This window comes from Streptomyces sp. NPDC058239 (assembly GCF_042882185.1).
GTDB lineage: Bacteria > Actinomycetota > Actinomycetes > Streptomycetales > Streptomycetaceae > Streptomyces.
Genome location: NZ_JBHVWS010000016.1, coordinates 71,444 through 97,711, shown reverse-complemented (window position 1 = coordinate 97,711; position 26,268 = coordinate 71,444). Strand labels below are relative to the sequence as shown.

The following is a 26,268-nucleotide window of genomic DNA, read 5'->3' as shown; positions in this document are numbered from 1 at the left end:
GTTCCGCGCTGAGTGATTCACCGCTTCTTTCCGTACCGGACAGCATGCGCACCCTGGAACCTCATCGTGATGTCGGCGCCCATGCACTGGGTGTACTCGGCGCCGCCGATGCCTTCCGATTCGAGGAGCATCTGGCGGAGTGTGCCCGGTGCCGGCTCATGGCGGCGGAGTTCGCCGGGGTGGTGGCCGTGCTTGAGCGGTACACCCGGCCGACACCGCCGGGGGTCGGTCCGGTGGAGCGGGCGAGCCCCGGGTTGTTGCGTCGCGCGGTGGGTGCGGCGGCGGCCCGGCGGCGCCGGAGCCGGGGGCGGCGGATCGCACTGGTGGCGGTCGCGGTGATCCTGACGGCGGGCGGTCCGTTCGCGGTGGCCGGCGGGCCGGGCGGGGCGGGGGCACAGCGGTGGGCGGGGTCGGACCGGGCCTCGGGGGCTGCGGCAGTGGTGACGACCCGGGCGCGTGAGTGGGGCACGGATGTGGATCTCGATGTGGCGCGGGTGCCGGCGGCGGGGGTGTGCGCACTGGTCGCGGTGGGGCGGGACGGGAGTGAGGAGACGGTGGCCACCTGGTCGGTGCGCGGTCCGGGGCCGAAGCCGGTGCTGGTACAGGGCGGGGTCGCGCTGCGGCCCGAGGGGATCGACCACTTCGAGGTGCGGACGGCGGCCGGGCAACGGCTGCTGCGGATCACTCGCTGAACCGCGCTACTTGAGCAGTCTGGAAAGCCGTCGGTCGGCCAGCGGTTTGCCGCCGGTCTGGCAGGTCGGACAGTACTGGAGCGAGGAGTCGCTGAACGACACCTCGCGGATGGTGTCCCCGCATACGGGGCAGGCTTCGCCGGTGCGTCCGTGGACGCGCATCCCGCTCTTCTTCTCGGCCTTGAGCTTTCCGGCCGCCAGTCCGCTGGAGCGTGTGACCGCGTCGCGGAGCGTGGTGCGCAGCGCGGTGTGGAGCCGGGTGATCTCGTCGTCGGTGAGGTTCGCGGTGAGCAGATACGGAGACATCTTCGCGGCGTGCAGGATTTCGTCGCTGTAGGCGTTGCCGATGCCGGCGATCAGGGACTGGTCGCGCAGGGCGCCTTTGATCCGGCGGCGTTCCCCGGCGAGCAGTGCGGCGAACACGTCACGGTCGAAGGAGTCGTCGAGGGGGTCGGGGCCCAGGCGGGCGATGCCCGGGACCTCGGCCGGGTCGTGCACCAGATATACGGAGAGGCGTTTGGTGGTGCCCGCCTCGGTGAGGTCGAAGCCGTCGCCACCGGTGAGTACGGTACGCAGCGCCAGGGGCCCCTTGCCGGGGCGCGGCGGCGCGGCGGGGAAACTCTCCTTCCAGCGCAGCCGGCCGGCCCGGGCGAGATGGGTGATCAGGTGCAGCGGGCCGACGCCGATGTCCAGGAACTTTCCGTGCCGGGCGATGCCCGTGACCGTGGCGCCGTGCAGGGCGGTCAGCGGTGGGTCGTACGTCTTCAGGACGCTGACGGTGAGCGGCAGGACGCGGTCGATCTCCTTGCCGACCAGGTGGTCGGCAAGGAAGACCCGCAGGGCTTCGACTTCCGGCAGTTCGGGCATGGTTCCAGACTGCCGAAGCCGTCGCCCGGATGCCTGTCAGAGGCCGTAGACGCGCTCGGCAGTGGTGGCGAGGACGTGCGTTCGCTCGTCGTCGGTGAGGGCATCGGTCAGGGTGTGTGCCGCTTCGACGACCTCCTCGTACGTCGCGGCGAGCCGGCACACCGGCCAGTCGGAGCCGAACATCAGCCGGCCCGGTCCGAAGGCGTCCAGGACGGTGTCGGCATAGGGGCGCAGATCGCTCACGGTCCAGGAGTGCACATCGGCCTCGGTGACCAGGCCGGAGAGTTTGCACACGGTGTTGGGGCGGGCGGCCAGGGCCCGGAGGTCGTCGGCCCAGGGGTGCAGTTCACCGGTGGCGACGGGCGGCTTGCCGGCGTGGTCGAGTACGAAGGTCAGCCCGGGCAGCAGGGCGGCGGCCTCGACGGTGGCGGGCAGCTGGTGGGCCTGGACGACGAGGTCGTAGACGAGCCCTGCGTCGGCGACGGCACGCAGTCCGCGCCGGACGTCGGGGCGCAGCAGCCATTCGGGGTCGGGTTCGCCCTGGAGCTGGTGGCGGATACCGACGAGCCGGTCGCCGCCGGGCAGTTCACGCAGCGCGGCAAGGGTGTCGGCGACGTCCGGCGCCGTGAGGTCGCACCAGCCGACGACTCCCGCGACGAGGTCGTTGTCGTGGGCGAGGGCCAGGAACTCGGGCGTCTCCTCGGGGACGGTGACGGTCTGGACGAGGACGGTGGCGTACACCCCGACGGCGCGCGCCTCGGGTTCCAGGTCGGCGAGGGTGAACGTACGCCGGAGCGGGGCGAGTTCGTCGCCGGTGATCCAGTCCTGGTCGCGCACCGACAGATCCCACACATGGTGGTGGGCGTCGACGATCCGTTGCTGACCGGTCATGTCACAGCTCCCAGGCGACCGGGAGACCGGCTTCGGCGCCGTCCGACGAGTAGTCGTGCGCGACATCGAGGAGTTCGTCCATCCTCGCCTGCCAGGCGACGTTGACGGGGAGTTTCTCCAGTTCGGCAAGGAGTGCGGCGTAGTCCTCGCAGTCGATGACGTGGAAGAGATCGGTGCCGCTGCGCCAGATCGTCCAGGACGTGGCGCCCGCTGCTCGGATCGCGGTGGTCAGCTCCGCGGGGACTTCGCGGTGCGCGGCCTCGTACTCCTCGATGCGGTCCGCGCGGACCTTGGTGTGCAGGGCGATTCTCATGTCAGTGTCCGTCCTCGGTCAGCAGGCCCTCGGCGCGCAGGTCGTCCCAGAGGGCGTCCGGGATCTCGCGGCGGAGCAGGGCGGCGGCGTCGCGCACCTCGTCCGGGGAGCGGGTGCCGACGAGTACTCCGGCGACGGCCGGGTGCGCGAGCGGGTAGTGGAGGGCCGCGGCCCGCAGCGGGACGCCGTGGCGCTCGGTGACGGCCTTGATGCGCAGCGCCCGGTCCAGGAGGGCCAGGGGCGCGGCCGTGTAGTCGTATGTGGCACCGGGGCGCGGGTCGGCGAGCAGCCCGGAGTTGAAGACCCCGCCGACGACGACGCTGCGGCCGCGGGCGGCCGCCTCGGGCAGCAGCTCGGTCAGGGCGGACTGGTCGAGGAGGGTGTATCGGCCCGCGCAGAGCACGACGTCGACATCGGTGTCGCGCACGAAGCGGGTGAGCATCGCGGTCTGGTTCATGCCCGCGCCGATCGCGCCGATGACACCCTGCGCACGCAGCTTCTCCAGTTCGGGGTATGCCTCGTGGAACGCGGTCTCCGCGTGGTCGTCCGGGTCGTGGAGATACGCGATGTCGATGCGGTCGAGGTCGAGCCGTTCCAGGCTGTCCTCGATGCTGCGGCGTACACCTTCGGCGCTGAAGTCCCAGCGGCGGCGGTGCGTGGCCCGTACGGCGAAGCCCTCGGAGAGACCGTCGGACATGTTCTCGCCGGCCGTACCGGTGTCGGCGGGCAGCGGGTCGAGCACCCGTCCCACCTTGGTGGACAGCACATACGAGTCACGGGGTCTGGCGCGCAGGGCCTCGCCGAGCCGTCGTTCGGAGAGGCCGAGTCCGTAGTGCGGCGCGGTGTCGAAGTAGCGGACGCCCTCGTCCCATGCGGCGTCGACGGCGGCCGCCGCCTGCGCGGGGTCGACCGCGCTGAAGAGATTGCCGATGGCAGCCGCTCCGAAGGACAGCTCGGTGATCTCGACCGCGCTGCTTCCCAGCCTGTTGCGCCGCATGCTTCCGCCGCCCTCCCCGGTGATCGCTTCCTGCACACAGCGAATATTCATCGGATCACTTGGGCACGTCAACACCTCAGACACCATGAACCACAGCGCATTCCCAGAAATCTGTCCGATCTATGGCCGATCTGGGCGGCCATTCACCGAGCGGGCAGCAGGGCGAGCAGCTGCGCCACCTCGTCGTCGGCGCAGCCCGCCAGACGCTCCAGATCCGGCAGCGCCTTGCCGTCGGCCACCAGCCCGACCTGTACCCGGCCGCCATAGGTGGACAGGGCGATGGCCAGGGACTGGCCGCGGGCCAGCGGTGCCATCGGATAGACGGCGCGCAGCGGGCAGCCGCCGAGCGAGAGTGCCGAACGCGGCAGGGGCACGCTGGTGACCAGGACATCGAAGAGCATCCTGGCCGCGTTCCCGGCGATCGGTGCGCCGAAGCGGTGGGCCAGCGAGGGCAGTTGATCGGCGAGTACGGCCACCGCACCGGCCCCGCGGAAGGGCCCTGCGGCCTTGTTGCGGTCCATGGCCGTGCGGACGGTACGGAGCCGCTTCCAGGGGTCGGGCTCGGAGACGGGGAGCCCGAGCAGATAGGCGGAGAGCTTGTTCCCGCTCGCGGCGGCCTGGCCCGGCCTGCGGCGGGAGACCGGCACCAGGGCGCGCGGGTCCTCGGCGGGCAGCGGTTCGCCGCGCTCCAGCATCCAGCGGCGCAACGCCCCGGCGACGACTGCGAGCAGGACATCGTTGGTCGTTCCTCCGGCGGCCCGCCGGATCCGCTGGACGGCGTCGAGGTCCAGGTCCGCAGTGACCAGCCGCCGGGTGCCGCTGGAGCTCGCGGTGAGTGCGGGCGCGCCGCGCAGATCGAGGCGACTGGCCCGCACCATGGAGGCACCGACCCCGAACGCCCGCCCGAGATCCTCGATCCGGCCCAGCGCGAGGCCGGCGACCTGGCGCGGGCCCGGCATCCAGGAGCGGGGCGGGACCGCGCGCACCCGGCGGGCGGTCATGCCGCTGCGGGCGCGTCCGGCGACGGAGGCGATCTCGTCGAAGATCCCGGCTCCGATGGCGACCGCGCGCATTCCGTCGGCGAGCGCGTGGTGGAGCTTGACGAGTACTGCGAAGGGGCCGCCCTCGGCGCCGCCGATCACATACATCTGCCAGGGCGGCAGACCCCGTTCGAGCGGCCGCTCCATCAGTTCGCCCGCGAGCCGGGTGGCGCCCGCCATGAATCCGCCGTCCTCGCCCCGCGACTCGGCCCCGGTCAGCTGCACCCGCTCGATGTGCCGGTGCACATCGAAGTCCTTGTCCACGAACCAGGCCGCACCGCCGACCGGCAGCAGTACGTCCCTGACCCGCATCCGCAGCCGGGGAATCGCGGCGGCGCGGGTGCCCAGCAACTCCAGCACGGTCTCCGGGCCGGCGCCGTGCGCCGGGTCGGGCGGAGGGGAGAAGACGGCGAGCGCGCCGAGGTGCATGGGGTGGGCATCGGATTCGAGGTGCCAGAAGGCCAGATCGAGAGGTGCCAGTAGCTCAGTGCCCAACGGGTCCTCATGTCATCGAAGACAAAGACTGACGGAGTCGCAGTCAATCGTTCGCGGTCGGTTACGGTCAAGCACATACATGTTACATTCTGTTACTGTCGGGTAGTACTCAACATTGCCGTCATTCGTGTTCCGGAATGACGAATTCGCACCACACGCACTTGCCGCTGCCCCGCGGCTCCACACCCCACAGGTCCGCCAGCCGGTCCACCAGCATCAGCCCTCGCCCGGACACCCCGGCCTGCCCCGCGTCCCGGCGCCGGGGCAGCGCGCTGGAACGGTCCTCGACGTCGACCCGCAGCCGCCGCTCGGGCCCGGTGAGCACCCGGATCGTGACGATCGCCCCGCCGTCGGTGTGCATGAGCGCGTTGGTGACCAGTTCGTCGGCGGCCAGCTCGACCTCGTCGGCCCGCGTCTTGGCGCCCCAGGCCCGCACCGCCGCACGGATCATGTGCCGCGCGGAGCTCAGCGCCTCCGGGTCGCCCTGTGCGACATGCTGCTGGAGCCGGCCGCCCGGCCGGGGTGCGTGAGCGGCCTGTCGGCGCAGCAGCAGGACCGCCACATCGTCCTCGCCGCCACGCTCGTCGACCTCCTCGCAGAGCTGGTCGGCCAGCCGCTGGAGGTCCTGCGGACCGTTGTGCACCATCGACGTCAGCAACTGCATGCCCTCGTCGAGATCGGCTCCGGGCAGCTCCACCAGACCGTCGGTGAACAACACCAGCGTCTGACCGGGGTCCAGCTCGACCGTGCTGACCGGGTATTCGAGCCGCCCGAACTCGGCCGACAGCCCCAGCGGCAGCCCGCCCTCCACGGGCAGCCTGCGACAGCTGCCGTCGGTGTCGCGCACCAGCGGATCGACATGGCCGGCCCGGACCAGCTGCACCACCCCCGTCGTCAGGTCGGCCTCGGCGTAGGAGCAGGTCGCGAAGCGGTCGGTGTCCAGCTCATGGAGGAACACGGAGGCCCGGGCCATCACCGTGGCGGGGCTGTGCCCCTCCGCCGCATAGGCGCGCAGCACGATGCGCAGCTGCCCCATGACAGCCGCGGCATGCGTGTCATGGCCCTGTACGTCCCCGATGACGGCCCCGACCCGGCCGCCGGGCAGCGGGATGACGTCGTACCAGTCGCCCCCGATGTCCCGGCCCAGCCGGGCCGACCGGTACCGCACGGCGACCTGCGCGCCCGGCACGTCCGGGATCCGGCGCGGCAGCATGGCCTGCTGGAGGCCCTCGGCGAGATCGTGCTCCTGCTCGTACAGCATGGCCCGCTGCAGGCTCTGGGCGATGGAGCTGCCGAGCGCGACGAGCAGGTTGCGTTCGTCGCCGGTGAAGCCGTCCTTCTCGCTGTAGAGCAGTCCGAGTGCGCCGATGGGCCGGGCCTGGGCGATCAGCGGCAGATAGGCCGCGGACGTGATGCCCAGGTGGCTGATGTGGGGCCACAGAATCGGGTACGAGGTGGCGAAATCCGTGGCGGACTCGATGAACCGGGGCGAGAGCGTAGTCACCACTTCGCTCATCGGGTACGGCTCGTCCGTCCGGGTGTAACGGGTACCGGGTACGAAGGAGCCCTCCGGGCCGTCCGCCACCAGATGGATGCGTCCCGCCTCGATCAGGCCCACGACCAGGCTGGTCGCACCGAGATGCGCCAGGCCCTGCGAGTTCTTCAGCACGTCGATGACGTCCCGGACCGTCCGGGCGTGGGCCAGCGCGGCCGTGGTGCCCTCCACCAGGCTGGTGCGGCGCTGCCGTTCCATGTCCAGTTCGCGGCGGGCGGTGGAGTCGGCCAGCTCCTGGGTGGCGTCGCGGACGATGCCGATGATGCGATGGGGGCGTCCGGTCTCGTCGCGCTGGATGAAGCCCTGGGTATGGGTCCAGCGCAGCGTGCCGTCGCGCCTCAGGATCCTGAAATACGCGCCGTAATTTCTCTGCCCGCCCTTGAGGGCCTGCGCGACCATCGCGTCGAGCCGGACACCCTCGTCCGGCGGCACCCGCGGCGCGAGCGACTCCGGCCGGTCGTCGTACTCCTCGACCCGCAGATCGAACACATCGAGTGCGGGCCGGTCCATGTGCATGAGGCCACTGTCGAGATCCCAGTCGAAGCTGCCCATACGGTTCAGGGCGAGGCTGAGATCCGGGTGGGCGGGCCAGTCGTCCGGGAGTGACAGGGCACCCGCTACCCGATCATCCATGTGGGTCACTCTGCCATCATTTGTCCGATTCTTCGAGCGAACCCCACACCGGCGGGGAGTCCGGTGTCGCGCAGTCGGAGCACCTCCCCGCCCCCACCGGACACCGGGCCGCAGCCCCCTGGACCGCCCGGAAGGACGCCCGCCCAGAGGCCGCAGGTCAGCAGCGGATACCGTGTCCCGTGGAGCACGGTAAGCCCATCCTTACTTCTACCCTGCGCCGCACTGCCCGCGTCAGCCCGTTCTAAGGACCTGCACTCCATGACCCGCCCCGTCCGCGTCGCCATAGTCGGAGCCGGCCCCGCCGGAATCTACGCAGCGGACGCGCTGCTGAAATCCGAGGCCGCTCAGGACCCGGGTGTTTCGATCGACCTGTTCGAGCGGATGCCCGCCCCCTTCGGCCTGATCCGCTACGGAGTGGCCCCTGACCACCCGCGGATCAAGGGCATCGTCCAGGCACTGCACCAGGTTCTCGACAAGCCGCAGTTGCGACTGTTCGGCAACGTCGACTACCCCGCCGACATCGACCTGGACGATCTGCGGTCCTTCTACGACGCGGTGATCTTCTCCACCGGCGCCGACGCGGACCGCGCGCTCGACATCCCCGGCGGCTCCCTGGACGGTTCCCACGGCGCGGCCGACTTCGTCTCCTGGTACGACGGACACCCCGATGTGGCGCGCACCTGGCCCCTGGACGCGGAGAAGGTCGCCGTGCTCGGGGTGGGCAATGTGGCGCTGGACGTGGCACGCATGCTCGCCAAGACGGCGGACGAACTGCTGCCGACCGAGATACCCGCGAACGTCTACGAGGGCCTCAAGGCCAACAAGGCCCTGGAAGTGCATGTCTTCGGGCGTCGTGGTCCCGCGCAGGCCAAGTTCAGCCCGATGGAGCTGCGGGAGCTGGACCACTCGCCGAACATCGAGGTCATCGTCAACCCCGAGGACATCGAGTACGACGCGGGCTCGATCGAGACCCGGCGCGGCAACAAGCAGGCCAACATGGTCGCCTCCACGCTGGAGAACTGGGCCATCCGCGACGTGGGCGAGCGGCCGCACAAGCTGTTCCTGCACTTCTTCGAGTCCCCGGCAGAGATACTCGGCGAGGACGGCCGGGTCGTCGGTCTGCGCACCGAGCGGACCGAGCTGGACGGCACGGGGAACGTCAAGGGCACCGGACGCTTCACCGACTGGGACGTACAGAGCGTCTACCGCGCGGTCGGCTACTACTCGCAGGAGCTCCCGAAGCTCCCGTTCGACGTGGCCTCCGGAACCGTCCCGCACGCCGCGGGGCGTGTCGTCGACGGCGAGGAGCCCATGCCGTCGGTGTACGTCACGGGGTGGATCAAGCGCGGCCCGATCGGTCTGATCGGCCACACCAAGGGCGATGCCAACGAGACGGTCGCCTGCCTCCTGGACGACCATGCCACCGGCCGGCTGGCCACCCCGGCACAGCCCGAGCCGGAGGCCGTCACCGCCTTCCTGGAGGAGCGCGGCGTCCGCTACACCACCCGCGAGGGCTGGTACCGCCTGGATGCGCACGAGCAGGCCCTGGGCGCGGAGCAGGGACGCGAGAGGATCAAGGTCGTGGAGCGCGACGCCATGCTGGACGCTTCCGAGCCCCGCTCCTGAAGTACGCACCGATGGCCCGGTCGGCCGCCGACGGCGGCCGACCGGAAGGGCAGCTCCATCCGCCTCGGGACGGCCGCCCGGCCTGTGATCGGCTCAACGGCCCTGCAGCGCCTTGACGTTGTCGCCGAACGTCCATCCCTTCGAGCCGTCCCAGTTCAGCGACCAGGTCATCAGGCCCTTGAGACCGCTGCCGTAGTGGTTCCACGCCTGCGACACCTGATCCGGCGTCATATGGCCGCCTCCGGCGCCCGGTTGGGCAGGGAGTCCCGGTACCTGCTTGTCGTAGGGGACCTTGATCGTGGTGCCCTGGATGACAAGGCCCTTGTTCAGACAATCCGTCTGCGCGGTGAACCCTTCGACCGTGCCGGCGGAGTACGAGTCGCCCGCGCACCCGTACATGCTGCCGTTGTAGTACTGCATGTTCAGCCACCACAGGCGGCCGTTGTCCGCGTACTTCTTCACAATGGGCAGGTAGGCGCCCCAGATCGAGCCGTAGGTGATGCTCCCACCGGTGACATAGGCCGTCTCCGGCGCCATCGTCAGGCCGAAGTTCGAGGGCATCCGGGCGAGCACACCGTCGATGATGCGGATGAGGTTGGCCTGCGAGGTCGACAGCTGGTTGATGTCGCCACTGCCGGTCAGACCGGTCTCGATGTCGATGTCGATGCCGTCGAAGTTGTACTCCTTCAGGATCGGCACCACCGTATCGACGAACCGGTCGGCGACCGCGCTGGAGCCGAGGTCGATACCGGCGGTCGCACCGCCGATGGACATCAGGGTGGTGAGTCCGGCGTCCTTGGCCTGGCACATCTCGGCCGGGGTCGGGACCTTCACGGTCGAGTCCATCCCGTCCTCCCACAGGACGGTGCCGTCCGAGAGGATGACGGGGAAGGCCGCATTGATCACGTTGTAGCCGTGACCCGTGATGCGGCTGTCGGTGACCGGAATCCAACCGAGCGGCGGGTGCACGCCGTTGGACGCGCCGTCCCAGTTCTCCCAGTACCCCTGGAGCACCTTGCCCGAGGGCTTCGACCTGACCGCGCACGTGTCCTCCTGCGCGGCGCCCGGCGTTGCGCCGATCAGCAACTGCACGACACAGGCCGCCGCGAGGCCGAGCCCCAGCAGGCGCGATGTCCGACCGATCATGTTCAGTTCCCTTCCCGGACGAATCGAACATTGACTGTCATGGTCCTGACAAACACCCTGACAGGCATCCACCGCGAAGCTCCTCGCGCCACGATGCGCCCAACGTAGGTTGGTCCAGACCTTTCGTCAATGGGTCCGAATCAATGGCGGATGCCGATAACCGGAGGGCCAGTTGTAGACGGAAGTTGGCTTAGCTTAGGCTTACCTAAATCCTCGCAGTCTGCGTGGGATCCAACCGCTCCGTCCACCAACCCATGAGGAACATCCATGTCCCGGTTCACCCGCGTGCGTCGCCGGACGCTCGCCGCAACTGCCACCGCCGCAGCTTTCGTTCTCGTCCTCGGTGGTTGTTCGTCGAGCGACGACGGCAAGGAGACCTCCGGCGCATCCGGGAAGAGCAACGGGGCGTTCCCCGTCTCGATCAAGAACGCGCTCGGCACGGCCGAGATCAAGGAACAGCCCGAACGGATCGTCACCCTCGGCCAGGGCTCGGCCGAGACCGCCATCGCGCTGGGCCACACCCCGGTGGGCATGGAGAAGTACGAGTGGGGCAGCGACAAGACCGGCTATCTGCCCTGGATCCATGAGGCGGTGAAGAAGTCCGGCGACAAGCTGCCGACCCAGTTCACGGGCGGTGAGGACATCGACTTCGAGGCCATCACCGAGCTGGAGCCGGATGTCATCCTGGCGCCGTGGTCCGGGATCACGCAGAAGGATTACGACATCCTCAAGGACATCGCCCCCACCGTCGCCTACCCCGATCTGGCGTGGAGCACGGACTGGGACCAGCAGATAGACATCATCGGCAAGGCGCTGGGACAGACGGACGAGGCGAAGGGCCTCGTCTCGAAGATCGAGAAGCAGCTGTCCGACGCGGCGGCGACCCGGCCGAACTACAAGAACTACAAGTTCTCGTACATCTACAACACAGGTCCCGGCAGCCTCGGCGTGTTCAAGCCCGAGGAGCAGCGCGTCAAGATGCTCACCTCGCTCGGTCTCACCGTCGACCCGGTGGTGAACACCTTCAAGGAGACCGAGGGCACCGACTCTGCGCTCATCGGCCTGGAGAACGCCGAGAAGCTGAAGGACAGCGATCTGCTCTTCACCTTCTACATGGACGACAAGTCCCGCAAGGAGATCGAGGCCCAGCCGCTGTACGCGGCGATGCCCGCGGTCAAGAGCGGCGCCATGGTGTACAGCAATGACAACTCCTTCGTCACGGCCTCCTCCATCATCAACCCGCTCACCGTGCCGTGGGTGATCGACCGTTACCTGCCGCTGATCGACAAGGCCATCAAGGCCGCCGACAACGGCTGAGGCCGGCCACCACCCATATGGCCACCACCACGCACGCACCGCCGAGCGGTGCCGGCACCTCACGGACCGGCACCGCTCGGCGGGTGTCCTCCCTCGTCATCGCACTCGTCGTTCTCGTACTCGCCGTGTTCGCGAGCGTCATGTTCGGCAGCCGGACCACCTCGTTCAGCGATGTGCTGCACGTCCTGTCCGGCACCGCCGATCCGAATGTCACCACCATCGTCGAAAGCCGCTATCCGAGGACCGCGCTCGGTGTGCTCGCCGGTCTCTGCCTGGCCGTCGCGGGCACGCTCATGCAGGGCGTGACCCGCAATCCGCTGGCCGATCCGGGCCTCCTCGGGATCAACGCGGGCGCCTCCGCGAGCATCGTCGCCGCGACGGCGTTCCTCGGGGCGACGGGCAGCACGGAGACCATGTGGTGGGCGCTGCCCGGTGCGCTGATCGCCGGTCTGCTCGTCCATGCGATCGGTTCGGCGGGTTCGGGCAGCGGGCTGGTGCGGCTCGTGCTCGCCGGTGCGGTGCTCTCCGCCGTACTGATGGCATTCATCCAGGCGGTGACCCTGAGCCGCCCGAAGGTGTTCGACAGCTACCGCTACTGGGTCGTCGGCGCGCTCGGCGGACGGGACTTCGACGTCTTCTGGTCGGTGCTGCCGTTCGCCGTGGCCGGTCTGGTGCTGGCCGCGGTGCTCGGTCCCGGTCTCAACACGCTCGCCCTCGGTGATTCCACTGCGGCGTCCCTGGGCGCGAATCCGGCGCTGGTGCGGGCGGGCGGGCTGCTCTCGGCCACGCTGCTGAGCGCGGCGGCCACGGCGGCGGTCGGTCCGATCGCCTTCGTCGGACTGGCCGTTCCGCATGTGGTGCGAGCGCTGGTCGGGGTCGATTTCCGGCTGCAGATCCTCTTCTCGGCGCTGGTCGGCCCGGCGCTGCTGCTCCTGGCGGATGTCGTGGGCCGGGTGGTGATGCGCCCGCAGGAGCTGATGGTCGGTGTCGTGACCGCGTTCATCGGAGCGCCCGCACTGCTCATTGCCGTACGCAGGATGAGGGGCAACTCATGACGTCGCATCAGGCCGGATTCCGTACCGCCTCGCCGAGGGGGTTCCTGAGGATCGGCCGGACCGTCGCGCTGCCGGTCCGGCGGGTGTCCGTGCTGACGGCGCTCGTCCTGTTCCTGCTGCTGGTGGCGGGCGCCGTCGCCACGCTGTCGCTCGGGCGGCTGGGCATTCCGCTCTCCGAACTCGCCGGGGCGGTGACCGGCGGGGCCGAGGGCAAGAACGCGTTCGTCATGGAACGGCTGCGAGGACCGCGTCTGGTGGTGGCCGTGGGTACCGGCGGTGCGCTCGGGCTCTCCGGGGCGCTGTTCCAGTCCGTCACCCGCAATCCGCTCGGCAGCCCCGATGTGATCGGACTGGCGTCCGGTGCCGGGGCGGGCGCCGCGATCGCCGCGCTGCTGTTCCCGGACACCGTGCCGGTGGCGCTCGGAGCGCTGCTCGGCGCCGTCCTCGCCATGGTGCTGGTCTATGCGTCGACCGGGACCGGATTCCGCAACCCGGCCCGGCTCGTCATCGCAGGCATCGGGGTCGCCGCGATCGGCACCGCGATCACCCAGTACGTCGTCTACGCCATGGAGCGGGACCGGGCCGCCGTGCTCACCGCCTATGTCAACGGCAGCCTGTCGGCACGGTCCTGGGACGACGCCACCACGATCTGGCTGGTGCTGCTGGTCGTCGCCCCGCTCACCGCACTGATCGCGCGGCGGCTGGACATCGGGGAGATGGGCGACGACATCGCGGGCGCGCTCGGATCGGAGCCCCGGAGCACGAAGACCATCGCCGTGGTCCTCGCGATCGTGCTCTCCGCCGGCGCCGTCGGCGTCGCCGGACCCATCGCGTTCATCTCGCTCACGGCTCCGCAGATCGCCAAGCGGATCACCCGGGTCTCCGGCCCGCACCTGGTGCTGTCGGCGCTGGCCGGCGCGTTGCTGCTGGTGCTCGCGGATCTCTGCGCCCAGCAACTGCCGCTCTTCGACAACCTGCCCGTCGGCATCTACACGATGGCCATCGGGGGCGTGTACCTCGGATATCTGCTGATACGGGAGTGGCGGCGGGGAGCCCTGTGAGGCGCACGGCGCCGGACGCCACTCGCCGCTGAAGTAGCTGTACGGCGCCACGGAGACGCCCTCGACGACGCACCGCGGGTCGTCCTCCCCTGCCGCCGGGACCACCTCGCCCGGCCCTTCTTGAACATGTTCAAGAAGGGCCGTAGAGTCACGACGAAAGATACTTGAACACGTTCAAGTGGAGGGGGTCGTGATGTCGGTGCTGGTCGGCCTGATCGTGATGCTGGGCATGCTGGTGGTGGTCCCGGTGGGGCTGCGGCTGGCGGGCGCGCCCGAGCTGGACCGGATACGCCGCCTGTGGCCGCTCTTCGCCGTGCCCGGCGCCGTCGCCCTCTGGCTGCCGCGCGGCGTCCCCGCCACCGCCCTGGCGGTCTGCTACGCGCTCGGGGCCGTACTCCTCGCCCTGCACGCACCGCTGCGACTGTTCCGCAATCTTTCGACGTCCGGAGCACCCGCCGAGATCGCCCTGCTCACCGCCCTGATCACGCCGTCGATCGCCGCCACCGCACTGGTCGCCGAACGCTCGGGGCACACGCTCTTCGGCTTCGGGCTCGGCATTCTCGCGCTGACCGTGCCGCACTTCCACTTCGCCGGATTCGCCGCCGCGCTGGTCGCGGGGCTCGTCTGCCGGATCGCCGACAGCCCGGCGGGGAGGTTCGCCGCGCTGAGCGTTCCGCTGGGCACCCTGCTCGTCCTGATCGGCTACTTCATCGGGGACTGGGCCGAACTGGCCGGCGCGGTCGTGCTGACCGCGGGAATGTGGACGGTCGCCCTGCTCACCTGGCGATCGGTCCGCGTCGGACGAGGGGACCGGATCACCCGGGCGCTGCTAGCCGTCTCGTCCGCCGTGCTCGCCGTCACCATGGTGCTCGCCCTGAGCTGGGCACTCGGCGAGGCAACCGGACTCCCCCACCCCACACTGGCCTGGATGGCCGCCACCCACGGCCTCGGCAACGCACTGGGCTTCGCGCTCTGCTCGGTGCTCGCCTGGCGAAGGCTCCAGAACCGCATCGACCACGAAGGCAGGACGGCATGAACGCGTTCACCTACCCCGAGGTCGGAGCCACTCGCCTCGGCCCGCTCCCCGACGGATACCACCACCTCCACCACCGGACCCGGGTCGGCCGCGGCCGGGCCGACTTCGAAGCGGCGGGCGCCGCCGTCACCGGCTGGCGCATGCACCGCACCTCGGGGGCCGGGGTCCAGGCGTCGGCGGACCGCGCCGAGGCCGGGGTCACCGTCCGGGTGTCGCTCGGCGCCGGACCGTTGCGGTTCACCGCTCCCTGCCGCGTCGTCTGGGCGGCGTACGAGAAGGACCTCGCCGGATTCGGGTACGGGACGCTGGTCGGGCACCCCGAGTGCGGCGAGGAGTCCTTCGTCGTGGAGTCGGCGGACGACGGGACGGTGTGGTTCACCGTCATGGCGTTCAGCCGCCCGGCCGCCTGGTACACCCGGCTCGCGGGCCCGCTCGTGCCGTTGACCCAGCGGTGGTACGCCCGCCGGCTCGGATCCACCCTGCGGCGGATCGTCGCCGAGGACCGCGCCGAGCGGGGCTGAAGGGCTGAGCGGAGCCGGCGGGCCGATACTGGAAACGATGGAGTGGTTCACCGCAGACGCGTACTGGCTGAGCCGGCTGATCTTCCAGCGGGCTCTGGCCGGCATCTATCTGGTCGCGTTTCTCACCGCCGCGCTCCAGTTCCGGGCGCTGATCGGCGAACGCGGCATGCTGCCCGTACCGGATTTCCTGCGGCGTACGGACTGGCGCAGCGCGCCCGGCCTCTTCCGGCTCCACTACTCCGACCGATTCTTCGCCCTCGTCTCCTGGACCGGCTGCGCGATCGCCGTCGCCCTGCTCGTGGGGGCGGACTCGTACCTTCCGCTCTGGGCCGCGATGGTGCTCTGGGCGCTGCCCTGGGCGCTCTATCTGTCGATCGTCCAGGTCGGCCAGACCTGGTACGGCTTCGGCTGGGAATCGCTGCTGCTGGAGACCGGATTCCTCGCCGTCTTCCTCGGCAACGCGCACACGGCGCCACCGGTCCTGGTGCTGTGGCTGCTGCGCTGGGTGCTGTTCCGGGTGGAGTTCGGCGCCGGGCTGATCAAGATCCGCGGCGACGAGTGCTGGCGCAAGCTGACGTGTCTGTACTTCCACCACGAGACCCAGCCGATGCCGGGGCCGCTGAGCTGGTTCTTCCACCGGTTGCCGAGGCCCGTCCACCGGGCCGAGGTAGCGGCCAACCATGTCACTCAACTCCTGGTGCCGGTGCTCCTCTTCACTCCGCAACCGGTGGCGAGTGCGGCTGCGGGGCTGATGATCGTCACCCAGCTGTGGCTGGTCGTCTCGGGGAACTTCGCCTGGCTGAACTGGGTGACGATCACTCTCGCCCTGTCCGCCGTCGACTGGTCCCTGTTCACCGAGCCGCCCGCACAGTCCGCGCCGCCGCTCTGGTACGAGATCGTCGTCATCGCGGTCACCGCGCTGGTCGTGGTCCTCAGTTACCGCCCGGCGCGCAATCTGGTCTCCCGCAGCCAGGTGATGAACCGTTCGTTCGACCCACTGCATCTGGTCAATACCTACGGCGCGTTCGGCAGCATCAGCCGGGTCCGGCTGGAGGTCGTGGTGGAGGGAACGGACGAGCAGGTGCTCCACGACGGCACGGTCTGGCAGGAGTACGGCTTCCGCGGCAAGCCGGGCGATCCGCGCCGGCTGCCCCGCCAGTTCGCCCCGTACCATCTGCGGCTCGACTGGCTGATGTGGTTCGCGGCGCTCTCCCCCGCGTACGCGGGCCCCTGGTTCGGCCAGTTCGTGGAGCGGCTGCTGGAGAACGACCGGGACACGCTGCGGCTGCTGCGTCACAACCCGTTCCCAAAGACCCCGCCCACGCATGTCCGCGCCAGGCTGTACCACTACCGGTACACCACCTGGCGCGAACTGCGGGCCACGGGACGCTGGTGGCACCGCGCCTATGTGCGGGACTTCATGCCCCCCGTCTCGCTCGGTCCCTCCTGGCTCAGCCCGACCAGGCGATCTTGAGCACCCAGGCGTGCTTCCCGGTCCTGCGGGCCGCCGCCGGTACGTCGATCACCAGCGAGCCGCCTTTTTCACGGGCCCGCAGCACCACGCGCACTCCGGCGAAAGCCAGGCCGACGAGCATGATGAGCCCGACGTACCACTGACCGACCAGGAAGATCTGCGACACATTGGTGAAGAAGGCATGCCACAGGCCGTCCCAGGAGATTCCGGTGTTCCCGCTGGTGGTGCTGGAGACGGCCTTGGGGGCGCCGTGCCAGATCCGGTCGAAGGACGGCGCCCCGAGCACCATGACGCCGGAGACCAGGCAGAACGGTGCGGTGAGCGCGGTCAGTTCATAGGGGGCGAGCAGGGTGGTCAGTGCCGCCATCAGCAGGGTGCACATGATCGCGCCGACGGCGGCGAGCACATAGGTGGCGGGGTGGTGTCCGAGCGAGGTGACCAGTGCGATGCCAGTGAGACAGCCGCTGTAGCCCTGGAGACCGAGGGCGATGCCCGACCGGTCGACGCCCAGCGCATAGGCGGTCGCCGTGGAGATCAGCGTTCCGAGCGTGGCGAAGAGACCGATCTGCCAGCCCGCCGCCCACAGTCCGGCGAGAATGAACGCGCCCGTCCAGATCCCGGGTTGCAGGTCGACCTGTCCGACGCCGCGCACCGAGGCCAGGAGGTAGGCGATCGGCTGCCGTCTCTCCAGTCTGCGGACGACGTCCGGCTCGGCGATGGGCAAGGCTGACTCCAACGGTCAGGCAGAGAATGCCGCTCTCATGACTTCACAGAGAGGGCGAACAACCACTAACTGCCATACATACATATAAAGAGTCACTGTTCCCGTCGTGGGGCGTTCCGCTCCACCAATCGGGTTCGGCCCGGAGTCGTTCAGCGTGCCGGGTGTCCCGTATCCACCGTTTTCGAGGTCGGCCGGCCCCGCTGTGCGGTCGGTTGCCTGCTGCTGACGGTGGTGGCCGCGTCGGCCGCCGTTACGGCGGGAGCCTTCGGCACGCACATCGCCTTCGGACGCGGCCACCGAACACAGGACGGCGCCTGATGCTCGACTGGTTGCTCGTGCTCGTCGGCGGGCCGGTCGGCGCGCCCCTTCGCCATCCGCTCGGGGTGGGTGCCGAGCTCCGCCTCCACAGCGTCTCGACGTGGTCGACGTTCTCGCACGAGCTGCTGACCCTGGCGCCGGCCCGCCGCCTGGGCATCGCGGCCGGCTGTCTGCTGCTCAGTGTCGGCGCGGGGGTCGGGCTCTCGTTCGCCGGGGCCGCTGTGGCGGACGCGGTCCGCTGACCGGCGGATGCCCGGAGCGGCCGAGCTCCGGCCCACCCCTCGCGGGGTTCGGGCCGGAGCTCGGGTGTGAAGGTATGAAGCAGTCAGTCGACGCTGGGCAGGATGTGCGGCTCGGCCAGGTCGTCCTCGTAGCCGGCCAGCCGGATCGGCGCGGACCTGGCCCAGACCTCGATGTTCCGGAGCTTCTCGGTCTTGCGGGTCCGCTCTCCGTGCCGTTCGGCCGGTTGCTTCTCGCGCTTCGCCAGTTCTGGTGTCGTCACCGCGCACTCCTTCGTGTCGCGTAACCCCGGGGCGTCGCCGACGCCCCGGCCTCATATCCGGGAGTCGACCACCCGCGAGGGGCAGGGGCAAGAACAGTTCGGTCGCGGTGGCGCCGGGTACGGGGCGGGACGGCGACTTGGTTGACAAGACTGTCCCAGGACGGTCGAGGAGGTTTCGTGGACTCCTCGATGACGTCCGTTCGCATCAGAGTAACCAAATGAGCGCGTTCACGCTCGATGGAATGTGTGCACTGGCTCACTTTCGGCCATCGCGTATGGAAAAGACCCGGCCGGGAACGAGTCCTGGGCCGGGTCCACTGCTCCGCGTGATCGATCGACTACCAGTTGGCGGGCGCGTAGTCCTTGAGGAAGCAGCCGTACAGGTCCTCGCCCTCCTCGCCGCGCACGATCGGGTCGTAGACACGGGCGGCGCCGTCGACCAGGTCGAGCGGGGCGTGGAAGCCCTCTTCGGCAAGGCGGATCTTGTCGGGGTGCGGACGCTCGTCGGTGATCCAGCCGGTGTCGACGGCGGTCATCAGAATGCCGTCCCGCTCGAACATCTCCTGGGCGCTCGTGCGGGTGAGCATGTTCAGCGCGGCCTTGGCCATGTTGGTGTGCGGGTGACCCGCGCCCTTGTAGCCACGGCTGAACACGCCCTCCATCGCGGAGACGTTGACCACATAGGCGCGCTTGGCGGCGGTCGCCGCCATCGCCGGGCGGAGCCGGCTGATCAGGATGAAGGGCGCGGTGGAGTTGCAGAGCTGGACTTCCAGCAGCTCGATCGGTTCGACCTCTTCGACGGTCTGGATCCAGCTGTTGGTGTCATGCAGGTCGGGTACGAGACCGCCCGCGTCGATCGCCGTTCCGGCGGCGATCCGCTCCAGGGAGGCGGAGCCGGTGACCAGGGCGAGCTCGGTGACGTCCTGCGCGCTCAGGCCTTCCTTACGGGCGGCCGGGAGGGCCGCGACACGGTCGACCGTGCCGCTGCCGAAGGTGCCGATGACCTCGGCGGCGGGCAGTTCACCCGCCGGAAGCGGGGCCGACTCGGCGTTGACCAGTTCGCTGTACGCGTTCGCCGAACGACGCACGGTCTGCGCCGCGTTGTTGATCAGAATGTCCAGCGGGCCCTCGGCCGCGACCGAGTCGGCGAGCGCGACGACCTGGGCGGGGTCGCGCAGATCGATGCCGACGATCTTCAGCCGGTGGATCCATTCGTCGCTGTCCGGCATCGCCTTGAAGCGGCGGATCGCATCGTTGGGGAAACGGGTCGTGATGGTGGTGTGCGCACCGTCGCGCAGCAGCCGCAGCGCGATGTACATGCCGATCTTCGCGCGGCCGCCGGTGAGGAGCGCGCGCCGGCCGGTGAGGTCGGTCCGTGCGTCGCGGCGCGAGCGGTTCTCCTTGGCGCACTGCTGGCAGAGCTGGTGGTAGAACGCGTCCACCTCGACGTACCTGGTCTTGCAGATGTAGCAGGACCGGGGCCGCTGGAGGACGCCCGCGATCTCCGCACGGGCCGAGGACGACGGCAGGACCCCTTGGGTCTCGTCGTCGATGCGGTCGGCCGAGCCGGTCGCGGTGGCCTCGGTGACGGCCTTGTCGTGCGCGGTCTTGGCGGCGCGGCGCTCCTGACGACGGCGCTGCTTCACGGTCCGGTAGATCCCGGCCGTGGCGCGGCGCACGGTGATGGCGTCGGGGTGGTCGACGTCGATGTTGTCGAGTTCGTCGAGCACGCTCAGGCAGACGGCCAGCCGCTCCGGGTCGATACCGGGACCGAACTCCTCAGTACCGGGAGCGAGCTCCGGGCTGTCCTCTGTCACCGTCATTGCCGTTCCTCTGTCGCTTGTCACTCGTGGCGCCGACCGCCATACATGGTCCTGCCGGGCCGAACGCCCCGATCAAGTCTGCCATGCACCGGATGCTGCTCCGTTCGCGTGACTTCACAGGGGTTCGCCGCAGTTCGCGGGCGCGTGTGCATGACTGCGCCTCTCCGCCTCGACGGCTCCTCCACGGATCGGTCACATATGCTTCCCTGCGATACGGCCAGGGTTGAGCTGTGCCGTCCGTACAAGGGGGTGGAGAGTGGCCGAACTCCCCGCGGGCGGCTCTCCTGCGCAGCCTGTGCGCCCGGCCGCCATCCCCGTACAGAACGGACCTGTGCCGGTCGGCAACGGTTCGGTGTGGGACGTCGATGCCGTGATCCTGCTGGTCGAGGACGACGCCGGTGATGCGCTCCTCGTCGAGGAGATGCTCGCGGACAGCGAGCTGGACTCCGCGCTGACCTGGTGCAGGACGCTCGCGGAGGCACGCCGGTTCCTGGCCGGCTGCCGGACCCCGTGCTGTGTACTGCTCGATCTGCACCTGTCCGATGTGTACGGCCTGGACGCCGTCACCCAGATCGTCGAGTCGGCTCCCGATGCGGCCATTGTGGTGCTGACCGGCAGGGCCGAGGCCGATACGGGCCTGTCGGCCGTGGCGACCGGCGCCCAGGACTATCTCGTCAAGGGGCGGCTCGATCCGGAGGCGCTGGGCCGCTCGGTCCGGTACGCCCTCCAGCGCAAGCAGGTCGAGCGCGCCGCCGCGGCGCTGCGTGCCAACCGGCTGATGGCGCAGGAGAACGCCCGCCTCGAACGCGGGCTGCTGCCCGTGCCGCTGCTGCGCGACGACTCCTTCGAAGCGGTGGCGCGGTACGCACCGGGCCGGGCGCACGCCCTGCTCAGCGGTGACTTCTACGACGTGGTGCAGACGTCCGACGGCACGGTGCACGCGGTGATCGGCGATGTGTCGGGGCACGGGGCGGCGGAGGCGGCGCTGGGTGTCTGTCTGCGGGTGGCCTGGCGCACCGCGGTGTTGTGCGCCACCGGCCAGCTCGAACAAGTCGGGCTGCTGGAGGAGATCCTGGTCGCCGAACGCTCCGACCCGCATGTCTTCGCCACCGTCACCTCGCTGTCCTTCACACCGGACCACCGTCGGGTGCGGGTCGTGCGGGCCGGTCACCCCGGGCTGCTGCTGCGCAGCGGTGCCCGGGTGAGCTGGGTCGAGCCCGAGCCCGGGATGGCCCTGGGGCTGCTCCCGGGTGCGGGACGGTGGAGCGTCTCGGAGCTGTCCCTGCCCGGGGACGGCCGGATCGTCCTCTTCACGGACGGCCTCTTCGAAGGGCGCACGGGACCTGGTTCCCGGCTGGGCGAGGACGGGCTGCTCACCATGGCCCGCAGGCACGGGGCGCTGGCGGCCCGCGCCTTTGTGGACACCCTGGTCGACGAGGCCGCCGGGGCCGCGTCCCCGTACGGCGGTCTCGCCGACGACGTGGCCGTGCTCCATCTGGGCTGGGGACGGGGGGAACCGCGATGAGCGGCCGGGACGCATCGCCGGCCCGCCGGCGCGGCCTCGCCTCACGCCTGTCGGTCCAGAACTGGGTCCATCTGATTCTCGCCGTCTTCGTACTGGTCGTCTGCGCCGGGCTGACCGTCGGTGGCCTGGTGCTGTCCCGGATATCCGACCGCACCACCGAACTGGTGGACCGCATCCAGCCCGCCCGCTCGTCGTCCTTCCAACTGCAGAACGCCCTGCTGGACCAGGAGACCGGGGTCCGCGGATACGCGCTCACCGGTGACTCGACCTTCCTGCGGCCGTACGAGGCGGGGATGCGGGACGAGAAGCTGCGGCTGGCCAAGGTGCGTGCCCTCGTCGGGGACGAGCAGCCCTTCGCCCGCGATCTCGACCGGATCGCCGCAGCCGCGCGCGAGTGGCGCAGCCGGCACGCCGAGCCGCTGGTCGCCGCGGTCCGCCGGGACGGCCCGGCATCCGAGTCCTCGGCCCCGATCCGGCGGAGCAGGGGCGAGTTCGACACTCTGCGGCAGCTGTACACGACACAGCAGGCGCATCTCGACGTGGCGCGCGACCGGGCCCGCGCCGATCTGAGCACGGCACGCACGACCCGTGACCAGGTGCTCATCTCGCTGGTCGTGGGCTTTCTGCTCGCGGTCGTCTCGCTGAGTCTGCTGCTGAACCGGATGGTGGGCCGGCCGCTGCGCCGGCTGACCGCCGCCTCGGACACGGTCAGCTCGGGGGCGTTCCGTAACCGGATCGAGGTCGACGGACCGTCCGATGTGCGGGCGGTGGCGGCGGCCGTGGAGGACATGCGACGCCGCATCGTCGAGGAGCTCGCCGAGTCCCAGGAGCGCGAGACGCTGCTGGCGGAACAGGCACAGGAGCTGCGCCGGTCCAATGCCGAACTGGAGCAGTTCGCCTATGTCGCCTCGCACGATCTGCAGGAACCGCTGCGCAAGGTCGCCTCGTTCTGCCGGCTTCTGGAGAAGCGGTACGCCGCGGAGCTCGACGACCGGGCGCGGCAGTACATCGACTACGCGGTCGACGGCGCCAAGCGGATGCAGGTGCTGATCAACGACCTGCTCACCTTCTCCCGCATGGGGCGGGTTCACGACAAGTGGAAGCCGGTCGACCTCGACCGCTCCCTCGACCGTGCGCTGGCCAATCTCGCGCTGGTCGTCGAGGAGTCCGGCACCACGGTCGTACGGGAGGGCCCGATGCCCGAACCGACCGGGGACGCGACGGCGCTCTCCATGGTCTGGCAGAACCTGATCGGCAACGCGGTGAAGTTCCGCCGCCCCGACGTACCGTGCCGGATCACGATCGGCTGTGCACGGGACGGCGACGACTGGCGCTTCTCCGTTGCGGACAACGGCATCGGTATTCCGCCGGAGTTCTCGCAGAAGGTGTTCGTCATCTTCCAGCGTCTGCACGGCAGGGAGCAGTACGAGGGTACGGGCATCGGTCTGGCCCTGTGCCGGAAGATTGTGGAGTTCCACGGGGGCCGGATCTGGCTGGAGCCGGAGGCCGCCGAAGGCGCCTGTATCCGCTTCACGCTGCCGGTCACTCCCGCCGTACCGGCGCGCACCACTGCTGGGCCGCTCGTCGCACAACCCCTCGGCGGGCGGCCCGGCCATGGCTGAGATCTGCCGGGTTTTCCCCGGAGTGGGACCGTTCGTCGCGGGTAGGCGAACGTCGAGTAGCTGTCATCGAACACCCCTGCGTCGCCCTGGCTGGAGCACATGAACGAACAGGTCACCTCGCGACCGGCCGGCCGCCCCTGCGGAGAGCGGCTCACGGACGTCCTGCACAGCGCCGAGGTGTTCGACGGCGAGCCCGGCTGCATCGCGCAGGCGCGGGCACTGGCCGACCGCTTTCTGGTCCGGCTGGCCGCGGAGTGGCTCGCGGTGTTCGGCGAGCACACCCGCAGCGATCTCATGCTGGCCGTGAGCGAGCTGGTCACCAATGCGGACCGCTACAGCCAGGGCCCGTATCTGCTGGAGCTGGAGGGCACCGCGGAGCGCATCAGCGTCACGGTGTACGACAGCAGCACGGCCTTGCCGCTGTTCTACTCACCCGACCCGACGCGCCCCGGCGGCCACGGCATGGAGATCGTGGTGGCGCTGTGCGACCGGCTGACCGCCGAGCGCGTGCCGGTGGGCAAGCGCATCCGGGCCGAGTTCGAGCTGAGCAGCTGAGCTGTGGGGCGGGCGGGACGCCGCCCGCCCCACGACCACGGTCAGCCCAGTGCGGGCGGGGCGTCCGCGGCAGAAGTACCCCAGTCCGAAGGCTCGCTGCCCACCGTGAAGGAGAGCGAACGGGTCGAGCGGATGTCGTCGGTGGTGAGGTAGGTGCGGGACTGCGCGGTCCCGTCGAGCCGGGCCGACTGGATGTAGCGGTCGGTGTCCGAGGTGCCGGGTGCGCTGACCGTGAGCGATCCGCGCGGGTAGTAGCGACGGTCGAGCTCGATGTCGACGCGCTCGAAGGCGGGCGTGGACAGACCCCAGGTGTCGGTGCCCGGCTGGACCGGGAAGACACCGATGGAGGACAGCACCATCCATGCGGACATGGTGCCGAGGTCGTCGTTCCCCGTCATGCCGGTCGGGGCGTCGGTGAACAGGGTCAGGGCCGCGTGCACCACATCGGTGGTCTTCCACGGCTGGCCCGTGGAGAGATAGGTGTACGGGGCGATGAGGTCGGGCTCGTTCTGCGGGTTGTACTTGTCTGCGTTGTAGTACGCGTACGGGCCATTGACCCAGACCTCACGGGCGGTCTTCGCCGGGTCGGCGAGCAGCTTGTCGTACGCGAAGAAGGAGTCGAGCCGCTGGTTGGCGGCGTCCTTCCCGCCGATCAGTCCGACCATGCCGGGCAGGTCCTGCGGTACGAGCCACTGGTACTGCCAGGACGTGCCCTCGTGGAAGCCCTCGCTCTGGGCCGGGTCGGCGGGTCCGGTGAAGGCCCCGGCCGCGTCGCGGGCGCGGAAGAAGCCGGTCGACGGGTCGAAGATCTTCCGGTAGTTCTGGGCTCGGTCCTCGTACCGCTTCGCATCGGCGTCGTGGCCGAGATCGCGGGCCATCTCGCCGAGCATCGCGTCGGAGAGGGCGTACTCCAAGGTGGCGGACGCGCCGTGGTCGAAGTCCGAGTCGCCGGGCTTGGCGTGCTGACGGTCCTTGATGTACGGGGCGAATCCGTCCTTCAGATACTGCGCGTTGGCTTCCCGGCCGACGGGGGCGGATTCGGCGGGCGGGACGCCGTCGGCATTCTTCTTCAGGGCGCGGAACGCCTCCTCCTCGTAGCCCTTCAGCAGTCCCTGCTGGTAGGCGTTGGTGAGGAACGGGGTGACGGGGTCGCCGGTCATGATGTTCGTCTCGACCGTGCCGTAGCCCCACTTGGGGAGCCAGCCGCTCTCCGCGTCGATGCGCAGGACCGAGATCGCCATGTCGCGCGATTCGCGCGGGGCGAGCAGCGAGAGGAGCTGGGCCTGGGTGCGGTAGGTGTCCCAGAGCGACCAGTTCTGGTAGTAGGTGAAAGCTCCGTCGGAAGCAACAGCACGGTGGATCTTCTGGTCCCAGCCGGTGTAGCGGCCGTCGACGTCGCTGCCGACGTTGGGAGCGAGGAAGGACCGGTACAGGGAGGAGTAGAAGGTGCGGCGGAGCTGGTCGCTGCCGCCCTGCGCCTTCACGCCTTCGAGCCGCTCCTCCCATGCCTGCTGAGCGGCGTGCTCGACCCGGTCGAAGCTGCGGCCGCCCTCGGCACGGAGGTTGAGAGCGGCCCCCTCGGCGTCGACGTAACTCAGCGCGGTGGTGGCCTCGACGGTGCGGTCCTTGGTGGTGTCGAAGCGCAGCCAGGCACCGTTGCGGGCGTCGGTGGCCGAGGACTTCTTGGAGCCCTCGGCGACGGTGTCGCCGTTCCAGGTACCGGATGTGGTGAACGGGCGATCGAAGTGGGTGATCGTGTAAACGGTGTACGGCTTGGTGTCCTGGCAGAAGCCACTGCCGGTGATCGCGGTCCGTACGGTGCGGTTGTCGAGGATCTCCACCGAGGACGAGAGCGTCCGGTGCAGCGACTGGCCCGCGTTGAGCAGGACGTTGGCCTTGTCGGTGGCCGGGAACGTGTAGCGCTGTACGCCGGTGCGCTTGCTCGCGGTGAGCTCGGCGTCGATCCCGGTCTTCAGCCCGACCTTGTAGTAGCCGGGGCTCGCCTTCTCGTCGTCGTGGCTGAACTCCGCCGCGTACTTGGCGTAGTCGGTCTGCGTGACGTCTCCGGTGGTGGGCAGGGTCGGCAGATCGCCGCCCAGGCCGCAGCCGACACCGGAGAGATGGATGGCGGAGAAGCCGCGTATGTGGTTCTCGCCGTAGTCGTAGCCGGTGTTGTGGCCGGTGTCCGGGGAGAGCTGCACCATGCCGAACGGCACGGAGGCTCCGGGGTAGGTGTTGCCCTCGTTCTGGGTCCCGATGAACGAGTTGACCAGATCGGTCAGTTGTCCGTCGGCACGGGGCGCGGCCTGGGCCGTGGCCCCGGTGGTGAGGACACCGCCGAGGAGCGCGACGGCGGCGAGTGCGGCCGCCGGGCCGCAAAGTCGCGGCCGTGAGGTCCGGTACATGGGTGTACTCCTCCTTGGACAACGTTGTCAGAGCGCGATCATTCTTGGTTCCCCGGTGATCCACGTCAAGGGTTC

The 26,268-nt window shown here is 69.8% G+C and carries 22 protein-coding genes and 1 pseudogene; 12 read left to right on the top strand and 11 right to left on the bottom strand.

Annotated features, from left to right (window positions below):
* Window positions 1-86: 86 nt before the first annotated feature.
* The gene (locus ACFVYE_RS19355) at window positions 87-692 is read left to right on the top strand and encodes a zf-HC2 domain-containing protein (protein ID WP_383974914.1); all 606 of its coding nucleotides are present in this window, start codon (window positions 87-89) and stop codon (window positions 690-692) included.
* Between the two features lie 6 nt (window positions 693-698).
* Here the strand turns inward: ACFVYE_RS19355 and ACFVYE_RS19350 are convergent, their stop codons facing one another.
* From ACFVYE_RS19350 to ACFVYE_RS19325, 6 genes are all read right to left on the bottom strand, one after another.
* Window positions 699-1,559: an Fpg/Nei family DNA glycosylase gene (locus tag ACFVYE_RS19350; protein ID WP_383974882.1), complete on the bottom strand. Its 861-nt coding sequence runs from the start codon at window positions 1,557-1,559 to the stop codon at window positions 699-701.
* A gap of 36 nt (window positions 1,560-1,595) precedes the next feature.
* Complete coding sequence (locus tag ACFVYE_RS19345) at window positions 1,596-2,450, bottom strand: amidohydrolase family protein (protein WP_383974880.1); 855 nt, start codon at window positions 2,448-2,450, stop codon at window positions 1,596-1,598.
* A 1-nt stretch (window position 2,451) separates the two neighbouring features.
* A complete protein-coding gene (locus tag ACFVYE_RS19340; protein ID WP_383974877.1) occupies window positions 2,452-2,763 on the bottom strand; it encodes an L-rhamnose mutarotase in 312 nt (103 codons plus the stop codon).
* Window position 2,764: 1 nt separating this feature from the next.
* Window positions 2,765-3,760 (bottom strand): aldo/keto reductase, encoded by a 996-nt coding sequence (locus ACFVYE_RS19335; RefSeq protein ID WP_383974874.1) that lies wholly within the window; start codon window positions 3,758-3,760, stop codon window positions 2,765-2,767.
* 143 nt (window positions 3,761-3,903) lie between these two features.
* Window positions 3,904-5,295 (bottom strand): wax ester/triacylglycerol synthase family O-acyltransferase, encoded by a 1,392-nt coding sequence (locus ACFVYE_RS19330; protein ID WP_383974871.1) that lies wholly within the window; start codon window positions 5,293-5,295, stop codon window positions 3,904-3,906.
* A 121-nt stretch (window positions 5,296-5,416) separates the two neighbouring features.
* Window positions 5,417-7,483 carry a SpoIIE family protein phosphatase gene (locus ACFVYE_RS19325; RefSeq protein WP_389606538.1) on the bottom strand — a complete coding sequence of 689 codons (2,067 nt, stop codon included), beginning with the start codon at window positions 7,481-7,483 and terminating at the stop codon, window positions 5,417-5,419.
* Window positions 7,484-7,741: 258 nt separating this feature from the next.
* Between ACFVYE_RS19325 and ACFVYE_RS19320 the strand changes: the two genes are divergently transcribed.
* A complete protein-coding gene (locus ACFVYE_RS19320; RefSeq protein ID WP_383974864.1) occupies window positions 7,742-9,109 on the top strand; it encodes an FAD-dependent oxidoreductase in 1,368 nt (455 codons plus the stop codon).
* A gap of 93 nt (window positions 9,110-9,202) precedes the next feature.
* Here the strand turns inward: ACFVYE_RS19320 and ACFVYE_RS19315 are convergent, their stop codons facing one another.
* On the bottom strand, window positions 9,203-10,252 hold the full coding sequence (locus tag ACFVYE_RS19315; protein ID WP_383977482.1) for a chitinase: 1,050 nt from the start codon (window positions 10,250-10,252) through the stop codon (window positions 9,203-9,205).
* Between the two features lie 270 nt (window positions 10,253-10,522).
* Here ACFVYE_RS19315 and ACFVYE_RS19310 point away from each other — a divergent pair, with 270 nt between their 5' ends.
* The 6 genes from ACFVYE_RS19310 to ACFVYE_RS19285 all read left to right on the top strand — a co-directional run bounded on the left by ACFVYE_RS19310 (window position 10,523) and on the right by ACFVYE_RS19285 (window position 16,719).
* Window positions 10,523-11,572 (top strand): iron-siderophore ABC transporter substrate-binding protein, encoded by a 1,050-nt coding sequence (locus ACFVYE_RS19310; protein WP_383977466.1) that lies wholly within the window; start codon window positions 10,523-10,525, stop codon window positions 11,570-11,572.
* A gap of 17 nt (window positions 11,573-11,589) precedes the next feature.
* Window positions 11,590-12,627: a FecCD family ABC transporter permease gene (locus tag ACFVYE_RS19305; RefSeq protein ID WP_383977468.1), complete on the top strand. Its 1,038-nt coding sequence runs from the start codon at window positions 11,590-11,592 to the stop codon at window positions 12,625-12,627.
* Window positions 12,624-13,688, top strand: coding sequence for a FecCD family ABC transporter permease (locus ACFVYE_RS19300; protein ID WP_383977471.1), 1,065 nt, complete (start codon window positions 12,624-12,626; stop codon window positions 13,686-13,688). Before ACFVYE_RS19305 ends, ACFVYE_RS19300 begins: the two co-directional genes overlap by 4 nt.
* 193 nt (window positions 13,689-13,881) lie before the next feature.
* Entirely contained in the window at window positions 13,882-14,724 is an 843-nt protein-coding gene (locus ACFVYE_RS19295) for a YndJ family protein (protein ID WP_383977485.1), read from the top strand.
* The gene (locus ACFVYE_RS19290) at window positions 14,721-15,245 is read left to right on the top strand and encodes a DUF1990 family protein (protein WP_383977474.1); all 525 of its coding nucleotides are present in this window, start codon (window positions 14,721-14,723) and stop codon (window positions 15,243-15,245) included. Before ACFVYE_RS19295 ends, ACFVYE_RS19290 begins: the two co-directional genes overlap by 4 nt.
* 37 nt (window positions 15,246-15,282) lie before the next feature.
* Window positions 15,283-16,719, top strand: coding sequence for a lipase maturation factor family protein (locus ACFVYE_RS19285; protein WP_383977477.1), 1,437 nt, complete (start codon window positions 15,283-15,285; stop codon window positions 16,717-16,719).
* 73 nt (window positions 16,720-16,792) lie between these two features.
* On the opposite strand, the pseudogene ACFVYE_RS19280 reads toward ACFVYE_RS19285, so the two are convergent.
* Window positions 16,793-17,443 (bottom strand): annotated as a pseudogene (locus tag ACFVYE_RS19280) (urea transporter); the annotation flags it as partial.
* Window positions 17,444-17,760: 317 nt separating this feature from the next.
* Between ACFVYE_RS19280 and ACFVYE_RS19275 the strand changes: the two are divergent.
* Window positions 17,761-18,003 (top strand): hypothetical protein, encoded by a 243-nt coding sequence (locus ACFVYE_RS19275; RefSeq protein ID WP_383977480.1) that lies wholly within the window; start codon window positions 17,761-17,763, stop codon window positions 18,001-18,003.
* A gap of 83 nt (window positions 18,004-18,086) precedes the next feature.
* On the opposite strand, the gene ACFVYE_RS19270 is transcribed toward ACFVYE_RS19275, so the two are convergent.
* Together ACFVYE_RS19270 and ACFVYE_RS19265 are read right to left on the bottom strand one after the other, a co-directional pair.
* Window positions 18,087-18,263 carry a hypothetical protein gene (locus tag ACFVYE_RS19270; RefSeq protein WP_383978834.1) on the bottom strand — a complete coding sequence of 59 codons (177 nt, stop codon included), beginning with the start codon at window positions 18,261-18,263 and terminating at the stop codon, window positions 18,087-18,089.
* 338 nt (window positions 18,264-18,601) lie between these two features.
* Window positions 18,602-20,086 carry an SDR family NAD(P)-dependent oxidoreductase gene (locus tag ACFVYE_RS19265; RefSeq protein WP_383978836.1) on the bottom strand — a complete coding sequence of 495 codons (1,485 nt, stop codon included), beginning with the start codon at window positions 20,084-20,086 and terminating at the stop codon, window positions 18,602-18,604.
* A gap of 256 nt (window positions 20,087-20,342) precedes the next feature.
* Here ACFVYE_RS19265 and ACFVYE_RS19260 point away from each other — a divergent pair, with 256 nt between their 5' ends.
* The 3 genes from ACFVYE_RS19260 (at window position 20,343) to ACFVYE_RS19250 (ending at window position 23,788) form a co-directional block, all read left to right on the top strand.
* Window positions 20,343-21,611, top strand: a complete 1,269-nt coding sequence (locus ACFVYE_RS19260) for a PP2C family protein-serine/threonine phosphatase (RefSeq protein ID WP_383978838.1) — start codon at window positions 20,343-20,345, stop codon at window positions 21,609-21,611.
* Complete coding sequence (locus ACFVYE_RS19255; protein ID WP_383978841.1) at window positions 21,608-23,233, top strand: ATP-binding protein; 1,626 nt, start codon at window positions 21,608-21,610, stop codon at window positions 23,231-23,233. Before ACFVYE_RS19260 ends, ACFVYE_RS19255 begins: the two co-directional genes overlap by 4 nt.
* A 99-nt stretch (window positions 23,234-23,332) precedes the next feature.
* A complete protein-coding gene (locus tag ACFVYE_RS19250) occupies window positions 23,333-23,788 on the top strand; it encodes an ATP-binding protein (RefSeq protein ID WP_383978844.1) in 456 nt (151 codons plus the stop codon).
* A 41-nt stretch (window positions 23,789-23,829) separates the two neighbouring features.
* Here the strand turns inward: ACFVYE_RS19250 and ACFVYE_RS19245 are convergent, their stop codons facing one another.
* Window positions 23,830-26,193, bottom strand: coding sequence for a GH92 family glycosyl hydrolase (locus ACFVYE_RS19245; protein ID WP_383979675.1), 2,364 nt, complete (start codon window positions 26,191-26,193; stop codon window positions 23,830-23,832).
* Between the last annotated feature and the right edge of the window lie 75 nt (window positions 26,194-26,268).

Bases quoted from the DNA above. Each gene is read 5' to 3' on its own strand.
- ACFVYE_RS19290 (WP_383977474.1), top strand. From the start codon at position 14,721: ATGAACGCGTTCACCTACCCCGAGGTCGGAGCCACTCGCCTCGGCCCG.
- ACFVYE_RS19255 (WP_383978841.1), top strand. From the start codon at position 21,608: ATGAGCGGCCGGGACGCATCGCCGGCCCGCCGGCGCGGCCTCGCCTCA.
- ACFVYE_RS19345 (WP_383974880.1), bottom strand. From the start codon at position 2,450: ATGACCGGTCAGCAACGGATCGTCGACGCCCACCACCATGTGTGGGAT.
- ACFVYE_RS19300 (WP_383977471.1), top strand. From the start codon at position 12,624: ATGACGTCGCATCAGGCCGGATTCCGTACCGCCTCGCCGAGGGGGTTC.
- ACFVYE_RS19265 (WP_383978836.1), bottom strand. From the start codon at position 20,086: ATGACGGTGACAGAGGACAGCCCGGAGCTCGCTCCCGGTACTGAGGAG.
- ACFVYE_RS19350 (WP_383974882.1), bottom strand. From the start codon at position 1,559: ATGCCCGAACTGCCGGAAGTCGAAGCCCTGCGGGTCTTCCTTGCCGAC.
- ACFVYE_RS19285 (WP_383977477.1), top strand. From the start codon at position 15,283: ATGGAGTGGTTCACCGCAGACGCGTACTGGCTGAGCCGGCTGATCTTC.
- ACFVYE_RS19310 (WP_383977466.1), top strand. From the start codon at position 10,523: ATGTCCCGGTTCACCCGCGTGCGTCGCCGGACGCTCGCCGCAACTGCC.
- ACFVYE_RS19250 (WP_383978844.1), top strand. From the start codon at position 23,333: ATGAACGAACAGGTCACCTCGCGACCGGCCGGCCGCCCCTGCGGAGAG.
- ACFVYE_RS19275 (WP_383977480.1), top strand. From the start codon at position 17,761: ATGCTCGACTGGTTGCTCGTGCTCGTCGGCGGGCCGGTCGGCGCGCCC.
- ACFVYE_RS19245 (WP_383979675.1), bottom strand. From the start codon at position 26,193: ATGTACCGGACCTCACGGCCGCGACTTTGCGGCCCGGCGGCCGCACTC.
- ACFVYE_RS19325 (WP_389606538.1), bottom strand. From the start codon at position 7,483: ATGGATGATCGGGTAGCGGGTGCCCTGTCACTCCCGGACGACTGGCCC.
- ACFVYE_RS19340 (WP_383974877.1), bottom strand. From the start codon at position 2,763: ATGAGAATCGCCCTGCACACCAAGGTCCGCGCGGACCGCATCGAGGAG.
- ACFVYE_RS19295 (WP_383977485.1), top strand. From the start codon at position 13,882: ATGTCGGTGCTGGTCGGCCTGATCGTGATGCTGGGCATGCTGGTGGTG.
- ACFVYE_RS19320 (WP_383974864.1), top strand. From the start codon at position 7,742: ATGACCCGCCCCGTCCGCGTCGCCATAGTCGGAGCCGGCCCCGCCGGA.
- ACFVYE_RS19305 (WP_383977468.1), top strand. From the start codon at position 11,590: ATGGCCACCACCACGCACGCACCGCCGAGCGGTGCCGGCACCTCACGG.
- ACFVYE_RS19335 (WP_383974874.1), bottom strand. From the start codon at position 3,760: ATGCGGCGCAACAGGCTGGGAAGCAGCGCGGTCGAGATCACCGAGCTG.